Source organism: Brevundimonas sp., assembly GCF_016463485.1.
Classification (GTDB): domain Bacteria; phylum Pseudomonadota; class Alphaproteobacteria; order Caulobacterales; family Caulobacteraceae; genus Brevundimonas.
The window spans coordinates 1-9,240 of record NZ_JAEMRD010000131.1; the positions used below are offsets into that span (position 1 = coordinate 1).

Genomic DNA, 9,240 nt, shown 5'->3' on the forward strand with positions numbered 1-9,240 from the left:
CCCCCCCCCCCCCCCCCCGCCGCCCCCTTAGACCAGCGCCCCCCAGGCGATCGGATGCACCCGGTCCCGGCCCAGCGCGGCCGCCAGCGGGGGGCTGGCGAACAGGGCGGCGATGGCGGGGTCGCGGACGTTCAGGCCTCCGGTAAAGGCTCCGAAGGCGGGCAGGATCACCCGCTGGCCGTCGGTGATGAAACAGGGGCGGCGCACGCGGCGGGCGTGGGCGACGACGGTGGCGGCGGGGTGCAGATGCCCCGCGACCTCGCCCGGCTGATCGCCCGCTTGTGGCTCGTGGACGAGGCGGAGGGCACCGAGGCTCAGGGTCTCGATCACCGATCCGGGCAGGCGGTCGAGGTCGGCACCCAGGGCGTCGCGGTCGTGGTTGCCCTCCAGCCACAGCCAGTCGCGGCCGAAGGCCATCCGCTCCAGGCTGCGCAGATCGGCCTCGGCCATCCGGGGGATGGAGCGGCGGTCGTGGAAGCTGTCGCCCAGCAGGACGACGCGGGCGGGGTTGAGCTCGGCAATCTCGTCCTCGAGCCGGGACAGGGTGGCGGCGCTGTCATAGGGGGGCAGCATCTGGCCCCGCGCCGCATAGGCCGAGCCCTTCTCCAGGTGCAGGTCGGCGGCGATCAGGACGTCGTGGTCCAGCACGTGCAGCGCGCCGGAACAGCGCATCACGCACCGCTCGCCCGCGATGGTGACGTGCAGGCCGCCGCAGCGGCTGCGGCTCGGCGACAGGGTCATGCGCCAGGTCTCCGTGCGTCTGAGGGCGGTCATGCGGCGTGTGGTTCAGGTTGGGCGTCGGCCATGACCTCGGCGATCAGGTCCTCGGCCGCGCCCTCTAGGATCATGTCCGAGGCGTCGCCCCCGACCCGCTCGCGCCCGATCTGGACGAGGACCGGCACGCTGAAGGGCGAGGCGCGGGTCAGGGCGCGGAGCTCGATATGGCCGGCGATCCGGCTGAGCAGGGCGCCCAGCCTCGCCACGTCCAGCAGCCCCGACGCCGCATCGGCCCGCGCCGTCTTGAGCAGCAGGTGATCGGGCTGATGCCGGCGCAGCACGTCGTAGATCAGGTCGGTCGAAAACGTCACCTGACGCCCCGTCTTTTCCGCCCCCGGCTGGCGACGCTCGATCAGCCCCGAAATCAGGGCGCAGTTGCGGAAGGTGCGCTTCATCATGAACGACTCCTCCAGCCACGATTCGAGGTCGTCGCCCAGCATGTCCGGCTGGAACAGGGCGTCGAAATCCAGGTCGTCCATCGGCTTGATCGACCAGATGGCCAGGGAATAGTCGGTACAGACGAACCCCAGCGGCCCGACCCCCAGCCGGTCCAGCCGGCGCGTCAGCAGCATGCACAGCGTATTGTGCGCCAGCCCGCCCTCGAACGGATAGGCCACCATATAGTGGCGGCTGCCCCTCGCGAAGGTCTCGATCAGCATGGAATCGGCGCGCGGGATCGCCGACCGCGCCTCCTGCAGCTCCAGCCACTCCTGCACGTCGGGCGGCAGGACGCGCCAGCGGTCGCGGTCCTGGATGATGTCGCGAACCCGCACGGCGAGCGACGTCGACATCGGAAATTTGGACCCGCCCCAGGAGGGGATCTTCGGGTCCTTGTCCTGGGCGTGGGTGACCAGGGCGTCGGTGCCGTTGATGCCCTGGAAGGCCCAGGTCTGGCCGGCGAAGATGAAGGTGTCGCCGGGGGTCAACTGTTCGAAATACCACTCCTCCGCCTCGCCGACCTTGCGCCCGCCGATCAGCTGTTTCGTGGCCCCGCCGCGCCGCGAGGCGACCCGGACGTTCAGCGTCCCTGCCGCGACGATGGCCCCGACGTTCATGCGGTGGCGCTGGGCGGTCTGGGCGTTGCGCACCTTCCAGAGGCCCTCGCGGTCCCTGACGATCCGGGCGAACCGGTCGTAGGTCCGCAGCGCGTATCCGCCGGTCGCGACGAAATCGACCACCTCCTCGAACTGCTCGTAGGTCAGGGCGGCGTAAGGACCGCAGCCGATGATCTCCGCATACAGATCGTCCATCCGGAACGGCTCGGAACAGGCCACGCCCATCACATGCTGGGCCAGGGTGTCGAGGGTGCCGATGTGGTGTGGCTCCCAGTCAAAGGCGTTCTCGGCCACCGCCTCGCGGGCCGCCTGGCACTCCAGCATTTCGAACCGGCTGGCGGGCACCATGAGGGCGCGGGAGGGCTCGTCGAGGCGGTGATTGGCGCGGCCGATGCGTTGGACCAGACGGCTGGCCCCCTTGGGTGCGGCCAGCTGGATCACCAGATCGACGTCACCCCAGTCGATGCCGAGATCCAGCGTCGAGGTGCAGACCACGGCCCGCAGATCGCCCCGCGCCATCGCCGCCTCGACCTTGCGTCGCTGCTCGGCCGCCAGCGACCCATGGTGCAGGCCGATGGGCAGGTTCTCGTCGTTGATCTCCCACAGACGCTGGAACACGAACTCGGACTGCCAGCGAGTGTTGACGAAGATCAGGGTCATGCCCGACCGCTTGATGGCGTCATAGACCTCGGGGATGGCGTGCTGGCCGGTATGCCCGGCCCAGGGGACGTGGCCTTCGGAGACCAGGACATCGACGACCGGGGGCGCGCCGGGGTCGCCCTTTACGATGATGATCCCTTCTCCCCTTGCGGGGGAAGGTGGCTCGCGGAGCGAGACGGATGGGGGGTGAAACTCGGTGGCAAGAGGGGGGACTTTCGGACGCGCATCGTCCGCATCCTCGTACCCCCCATCCGTCAGTCTCCGGCTGCCACCTTCCCCCCTTGCGGGGGAAGGAGAAAGCCAATCCGCGATCAGTTGCGGGTCATCAATCGTTGCACTCAGCGCCACCCGCCGCATCGCGGGCGAGAAACTCTGCAACCGGCCGAGCGCCAGGTTCAGCAGGTCGCCGCGCTTGCCGCTCCAGATCGCGTGGACCTCGTCCAGAACGATGCATTTCAGGTCGGCGAAATAGGCCCGCGCGCCGTCCCAGGCGCAGAACAGGGCCAGCTGCTCGGGAGTGGTCAGCAGGATGTCGGGCGGGAACTCACGCTGACGCTGCTTTTTGGACTGTTTGGTGTCGCCTGTGCGGCTCTCGACGTGGATGTTCAGGCCGATCTCGCGGATCGGAGTCATCAGGTTGCGCTCGACGTCGGTGGTCAGGGCCTTCAGCGGCGAAACGTACAGGGTATGCACCCCCGATCCCGGCCCGAAGGTCGGACGCGGCCCCCGCTCGGCCAGCTCGATCAGCGACGGCAGGAACCCCGCCAAGGTCTTGCCGCCGCCGGTGGGGGCGACCAGCAGGGCGTGACGCCCTGCCTGACCCGCCGCGATCATCTCGGCCTGGTGACGTCGCAGCGACCAGCCGCGCGTGGCGAACCAGTCGGCGAACAGGGGCGGAAGGTCCATCGCCGCCACGATAGAGGGGACCATCCGGCAGCGCCAGATGTTCCCCTTCTGTTTTCGCGTACCCTATTGCTGCTCGACGTCGACGCCGCGCGTTTCCAGCATGGCCTGGACGCTGTCGGGCCCGGCCAGGTGGGCGGCACCGACCGCGATGAAGGCGGTGCCCGATCCGGCCAGAAGGCCCTGGATGTCGTCGGCGAACCCGGCGTTGCGGCGCGTCAGCAGGGCGTCATAGATGGCCGGCGCCGTGGCCTTCATTTCGTCCACGCCCAGGGCCTGGATGCCCGCGACGTCACCCGCCGCCCACGCCGCGACCAGGCCGTCGAGCTCCGTCGTTGCGGCGTCAAACGATTCCAGCGTGCTGCGCAGGAACTGCAGCTGGGCGTCTTCGGGCAGGGTGGCGAGGACACGGACCTGTTCGTCAAGAGTCTCGAATCCGCGGACGGATTTTCCACCCGCCAAGGCCCGCGCTTTCAGGATGGTCTCGACACCCGAAGCAGGATCGTAGCCCGCCTTGATCAGGGGTGCGATCGACAGGGTCAGGCCCGCCATCCAGGGACGAAGGGGATCGAGCTGGGCCGCCGAGGCACCCATGGTCTTTGCGGCGGCGTCAAGGTCGGCGATCTCGACGGGGGTCAGCAGGCTGGACAGCGGCGTCTGGGGCGAAATCCCGTACTGCTGGATCAGGGGCAGGATCGCAGCCTGATCGTCGGGGTTGGAGATCTCGAAATAGACATCCGACGACGCAGCGAAGGCGGCGTCGACCTTGGCCGAGCCCCAGGCCGTGGTCGGGCGCAGCACATGGACCGTGCCGAACAGATAGAGGGTCGAATCCGCGTCCTTCACGACCCACAGCGCCGGGCCCGATCCCGTCGCGGGCAGGACGGCGGCCGGGGCGGCAGCGGCGGTCGCCGGTGCGGCCTGGGCCAAAGCCCTGGCGGGTGCGGCGACGAGGGCGGCGGCCAGGGCGAGGCCGAGGATCGACCCACCGGCGAAGCGGCCCAGATCGGCGACGGAAGTCTTGAGGCGAGCAAGCGTGGTCATGGCTGAAATCCTTGTGGTCAGCGTGAAGGTTTGAAGAGGCGAAAAAAGGAAGGTGCGGGCTGGACCGCCGTTCAGGTCATGCCGCGCCGGGCCGAAGCGACGATCGAGGCAGCCAGATAGACCCCCATCAGGATGCCGGTCATGCCCCAGGCGGTCAGGCCGTCGATCAGCCCCAGCCGTTCGGCGGCGGCGTAGACGAACAGCGCCGTCTGAAGCGCCCAGAAGGCCATGGCGCTGGTCTCGGACATGACCCGGCGCAGCATCTCGTCGGCGGCGCGCCACAGCATCAGATTGGCTACGGTCTGGACGGCCAGCAGACCGAGAATGATCGCGAACACGAGGTTCGGGTCGAGCACTCTGGTCCCGAAGACCGGCAGGGCGAACATCACGCCCGCCAGCAGCAGGACGACGATCTGGAGCAGGCCGCATCCCCTGGGTACGTCCCGGGGTCGGGTCGCCATCACGCCGGCGCTGACCACGGCCATGGCGGTCAGGCTGACGGCCATCAGCATGGCCACCTCGTCCTCCCAGCCGCCGATGACGTCGCGGCCAAGCCCGGCCAGGGCGTATCCACTGAGCGCGCCCATACCGGCGAGGGCGACGATGCCCACTACCTTCAGCCAGACGGGCCGACGGGCGGTTGTTTCGGTGTGCATGAACGGTTCCTCCCTATTCCGAGAAAATGGCTTCGATGGGCTGGCCGAAGACGCGGGCGATCTTGAAGGCCAGGGGCAATGAGGGGTCGTAACGGCCTGTCTCCAGGGCGTTGACGGTCTGGCGCGACACGCCGAGCTGTTCGGCCAGCATGGCCTGACTCCAGTCGCGTTCGGCGCGAAGAACCTTGAGGCGATTGTTCATGACATCACCGCCGCGCCAGCCACCACCAGGCCCAGACTATGGTGTAGCCGGCCAGCATCAGCAGCAGCATCAGCATGGCTCCGGCGGCCATGTAGGCGGCGGGATCGGTTCGGCCCGACACGGCGAAACGCAGCGCCTCGGCCTGGTCCAGACCCGACAGGATGACGCCGACCCCGCCGACCGCCATTCCGGCCGTGCCACCCCAGTACCAGGCCGACTTGTGCGCCTCGCGCGCCGCCTCGTCGATCGAACGCATCCAGGCCACACCGACCCACAGCGATCCGATCATCACCAGGACGGCGAAAATGGTCATGATCCAGACCACGGCATCGTCCGACGTCATCACGCCGTGAGCGGACATGTATCCGAAGGCGACCCCGGTCACGAACAGCAGAACCAGCAGGCCGAGCAGCCCCAACACGCTCTTGCCGATCACACCCCAAAGCCCCTTGGCCATGACAAACTCCCCTGTCGTTTGGACAAGGGTGTTTTACATCCTGCGTCAGGACTGTCAAGCAGCCTTGTCAGACGAGTTTGCGGATTTCATCCGACGCGACGAGCTCAGGCCGGGTCAGGACGCGGGGGGACTGATCGATCGCGGTCAGTTCGGGCAGGGCGCGACCCTCGTGGTTGACCTGAAGATCCTCGAACCGACGCGCCTGGACCATGACCTGGCTCTCCAGCGACCCCACCAGCTTGTTGTAGTGCCCGACCGCCCCCTCCAGCGACCGGCCGACGGCGGCGGCGTGCCCGCCCATGGCGGCCAGACGCTTGTAGAGTTCCTGGCCGAGCCGGGCGACCTCGTCGGCGTTTCTCGACTGTTCCTCGGCGCGCCAGCCATAGGCGACGGCCTTGCACAGGGCGAACAGGGTGGTGGGGGTGACGATGACGACACGCGAATCCATCGCCTGGGTCATCAGGTCGGGTTCGTGGTCCAAAGCGGCCGACAGGAAGGCGTCACCGGGCACGAACATCACCACGAAGTCGGGACTGGGCTTGAACTGGTCCTGATAGGCCTTGGACGACAGCTGGCGCACGTGGGTCTTCATGCTGGCGGCGGTGCGCAGGGAGGCGGCGCGGGCCTGGGCGTCCTCGTCGCCGTCGGTCGCGTCGGCGAAGGCCAGCGACACCTTGGCGTCGATCACGAACATGCCCCCACCGGGGAGTTTGACGATGAAGTCGGGCCGCGACTGACGGCCTTCGTCATTGAGTTCAGACGTCTGTTCGGTGAAGTCGAAACGTCCGGCCATACCGGCGGCTTCGAGCACATTGCGACAGGTCTGCTCGCCCCAGCGTCCGCGTCGCCCGGTATTTCCGCGCAAGGCCTCGGTCAGTTTGCGGGCCTCGTCGCGCGTGGCCGACGACGCCGTCATCAGCAGGCTCAACTGCTCCTTCAGGCCACCAGTCTCTTCGACGCGGACCTTTTCCAGCGCCGAGACGTGCTCCTGAAATGCCTTCAGGGTGTCGGCGACGGGCTTGAGCTGAGCCTCCATCCGCTGCTGCGCGACGCGGTCCTGGGCCTGGAAGGTCTCGGTGGCGCGGGTCACCATCTGGTCGGCGATGGCCTGTGCCGACTGGGCCGCCTGGGCCCTGAGCAGATCGCCCATGGTCACGCGGCTTTCCTCGATCAGCAGGATGCGTTGCTCGGCGGCATCCAGCCCCCCCTTTGCCTTCTGCCACCCCATGAAGGCCCACAGAAACGCCGCGCCAAGGACGGCGGCGAGGGCGGCGAGAATGGGGACCAGGGTGTTCATGCTCCGTTCCTAGACAGAGTCGGACGGGGCGGAAAGCCTATGCCGGCCGTCGCGCCCGAAGCGCCTGCACGATGGTGCCGTCGTCGAGCCAGTCGAGGTCCCCCCCGACCGGCACGCCGCGCGCCAGGGAGGTCACCTCGACCCCCGATCCCGCCAGCCGTTCGGCCAGATAGTGGGCCGTGGTCTGGCCGTCGACGGTGGCGGGCAGGGCCAGGACCACCTCGCGCACCGCGCCGTCGGTTCCCACGCCGCTCCGCGCCCGGCCGACCAGTTCGGCGACGCGCAGGTCGTCGGGACCGACGCCGTCCAGCGCGGAAAGGAGCCCGCCCATGACATGATACTTGCCTCGGAAGGCACCGGACCGCTCCATGGCCCACAGGGCGCCGGCCTCCTCGACCACGCAGATCAGGCCGTTGTCGCGGTTGGAGTCCGAGCAGATCGAGCAGGGATTGCGGGTGTCGGGTGCGCCGCAGACCGAACAGGACGAGACCTTCTCCGCCGTCTCTGCCATGGCAGCCGCCAGCGGGACCAGCAGTTGCTCGCGCTTCTTGAGCAGTTGCAGCGCCGCCCGCCGGGCCGAGCGTGGGCCCAACCCCGGCAGCTTGGCCAGGAGCGAAATCAGCCGCTCGATCTCGGGTCCGGCGGAGGCGGCCAAGACGTCAGAACAGTTTCGGCATGCCGGGGATGTTCATCCCGGCCAGCGGCCCGGCGGCGTCGCGCATCAGGCCGTTGTTGATCTCGTCCAGCTTGCGCTTGGCGTCGGCATGGGCGGCGACGATCAGGTCGGCCAGGATCTCGCCCTCGCCGGGCACCAGCAGGCTATCGTCGATGGTCACGCCGGTGATCTCGCCGGGGCCTTTCAGCGCCACGGTCACCAGCCCGCCGCCCGAGGTGCCGGACGCTGAGGATTCGGCCATCTTCGCCTGGGCGTCCTGCAGCTTCTGCTGCATCGCCTGAGCCTGTTGCATGAGGGAGTTGAGGTCTTTCATTGCCTCTAGATAGGCCGAAGCGGTGCGCTGCAACAGGGGGCGGCGTCGGCGGGCTTGATCGCCGGACCGGAAACGCTGCATTGCCGTGATTGGTCTTGCGCTGGCGCGTCACAGGACTATTTAGCAACCGCATCTGTTTCCAATTAACCGGAACTTCCCATGGCCTATGATCCCTCCACTCGCGACGTCGCCCTCGACGAGACCGCCCTGGCCCAGCTGTTCACCGAGGCCCGTACCCGCAACGATTTTTCCGATCGACCCGTGCCCGAGGCCCTGCTGCGCAAACTCTACGACCTGACCAAATTCGGCCCGACGGCGGTGAACTCGACCCCTGCGCGGTTCCTGTTCCTGACCTCGCCCGAGGCGAAGGCGCGTCTTGCGCCCTTCATGAGCGGCAGCAACCAGGCCAAGACGCTGAACGCCCCGGTCAATGTCATCATCGCCACCGACAATGACTTCCACGAACACCTCGACTACCTGTTCCCGCACGCGCCGGGCGCCAAGAACTGGTTCGCCGACGAGGCCGCGCGCAAGGAAGGCGCCTTCCGCAACGCCTCGCTCCAGGGCGGCTATTTCATGATCGCGGCCCGGGCGCTGGGCCTCGACGTCGGCCCGATGTCGGGCTTCGACGCGGCGGGCGTGAAGGCCGAGTTCTTCCCCGAACCGAACATCGAGCCCAACTTCATCCTCAACCTGGGCTACGGCACCGACGTGAACCTGTTCCCGCGCTCGCCCCGTCTGGCGTTCGAGGACGCTGCGAAGATCCTCTGAACCTGCGTCAGTCCTCGTCCCCGTCGTCGTCCGGGATCGCCGGCATCTCGACGGCGGGGGCCAGGGTCTTGATGTCGGTGATCTTCGCGCCCGGAAAGGCGGCCATGACGGCGGTGACGAAGGGGTCGGCCTCGACCTCGGCGCGTTCCTCGGCCCGGCCGCGTTTCTCCTGTTCGATCAGGGTCTCGCCGCCGCCCTGGCCGTTGGCGGCGATCAGCCAAGTGCGGCCGGTCCACTCTTTCAGCCGCCCGGCCAGCCGCTGTGCCAGGCCGACGGGCGCGCCGGGACCGCTCTCATAGACGATGGCACCCGGCTTGAAGGACACCGGCTTCACATAGCGTTCGACGTCGAGCTTGAGCGCGATCTCACGCTTCTCGCCGATCAGGGCGACGGTGGCCTCGAAGGTCTGGGGATCGGGCAGGCTGGGCC

10 protein-coding genes and 1 pseudogene are annotated in these 9,240 nt (G+C 68.3%); 1 reads left to right on the top strand and 10 read right to left on the bottom strand.

What is annotated here, in order from left to right:
- Positions 1-27: 27 nt before the first annotated feature.
- The 9 genes from pdeM to JHC99_RS15055 form a co-directional block, all read right to left on the bottom strand.
- Positions 28-774 carry a ligase-associated DNA damage response endonuclease PdeM gene (gene pdeM, locus JHC99_RS15015; protein ID WP_292155234.1) on the bottom strand — a complete coding sequence of 249 codons (747 nt, stop codon included), beginning with the start codon at positions 772-774 and terminating at the stop codon, positions 28-30.
- Entirely contained in the window at positions 771-3,422 is a 2,652-nt protein-coding gene (locus tag JHC99_RS15020) for a ligase-associated DNA damage response DEXH box helicase (RefSeq protein ID WP_292155236.1), read from the bottom strand. Before JHC99_RS15020 ends, pdeM begins: the two co-directional genes overlap by 4 nt.
- A gap of 39 nt (positions 3,423-3,461) precedes the next feature.
- Positions 3,462-4,439 carry a TraB/GumN family protein gene (locus JHC99_RS15025; RefSeq protein ID WP_292155238.1) on the bottom strand — a complete coding sequence of 326 codons (978 nt, stop codon included), beginning with the start codon at positions 4,437-4,439 and terminating at the stop codon, positions 3,462-3,464.
- A 71-nt stretch (positions 4,440-4,510) separates the two neighbouring features.
- Complete coding sequence (locus tag JHC99_RS15030) at positions 4,511-5,095, bottom strand: hypothetical protein (RefSeq protein ID WP_292155240.1); 585 nt, start codon at positions 5,093-5,095, stop codon at positions 4,511-4,513.
- A 13-nt stretch (positions 5,096-5,108) separates the two neighbouring features.
- Positions 5,109-5,297 carry a helix-turn-helix transcriptional regulator gene (locus tag JHC99_RS15035; RefSeq protein ID WP_292155242.1) on the bottom strand — a complete coding sequence of 63 codons (189 nt, stop codon included), beginning with the start codon at positions 5,295-5,297 and terminating at the stop codon, positions 5,109-5,111.
- A gap of 4 nt (positions 5,298-5,301) precedes the next feature.
- The gene (locus JHC99_RS15040; RefSeq protein WP_292155244.1) at positions 5,302-5,754 is read right to left on the bottom strand and encodes a hypothetical protein; all 453 of its coding nucleotides are present in this window, start codon (positions 5,752-5,754) and stop codon (positions 5,302-5,304) included.
- A 67-nt stretch (positions 5,755-5,821) separates the two neighbouring features.
- Entirely contained in the window at positions 5,822-7,051 is a 1,230-nt protein-coding gene (locus JHC99_RS15045; RefSeq protein WP_292155245.1) for a DNA recombination protein RmuC, read from the bottom strand.
- A 37-nt stretch (positions 7,052-7,088) separates the two neighbouring features.
- The gene (gene recR, locus JHC99_RS15050) at positions 7,089-7,706 is read right to left on the bottom strand and encodes a recombination mediator RecR (protein WP_292155247.1); all 618 of its coding nucleotides are present in this window, start codon (positions 7,704-7,706) and stop codon (positions 7,089-7,091) included.
- 4 nt (positions 7,707-7,710) lie between these two features.
- On the bottom strand, positions 7,711-8,040 hold the full coding sequence (locus tag JHC99_RS15055) for a YbaB/EbfC family nucleoid-associated protein (RefSeq protein ID WP_292155249.1): 330 nt from the start codon (positions 8,038-8,040) through the stop codon (positions 7,711-7,713).
- A 159-nt stretch (positions 8,041-8,199) separates the two neighbouring features.
- Between JHC99_RS15055 and JHC99_RS15060 the strand changes: the two genes are divergently transcribed.
- Positions 8,200-8,811 (top strand): malonic semialdehyde reductase, encoded by a 612-nt coding sequence (locus JHC99_RS15060; RefSeq protein ID WP_292155251.1) that lies wholly within the window; start codon positions 8,200-8,202, stop codon positions 8,809-8,811.
- 7 nt (positions 8,812-8,818) lie between these two features.
- On the opposite strand, the pseudogene JHC99_RS15065 reads toward JHC99_RS15060, so the two are convergent.
- Positions 8,819-9,240 (bottom strand): annotated as a pseudogene (locus JHC99_RS15065) (DNA polymerase III subunit gamma/tau); the annotation flags it as partial.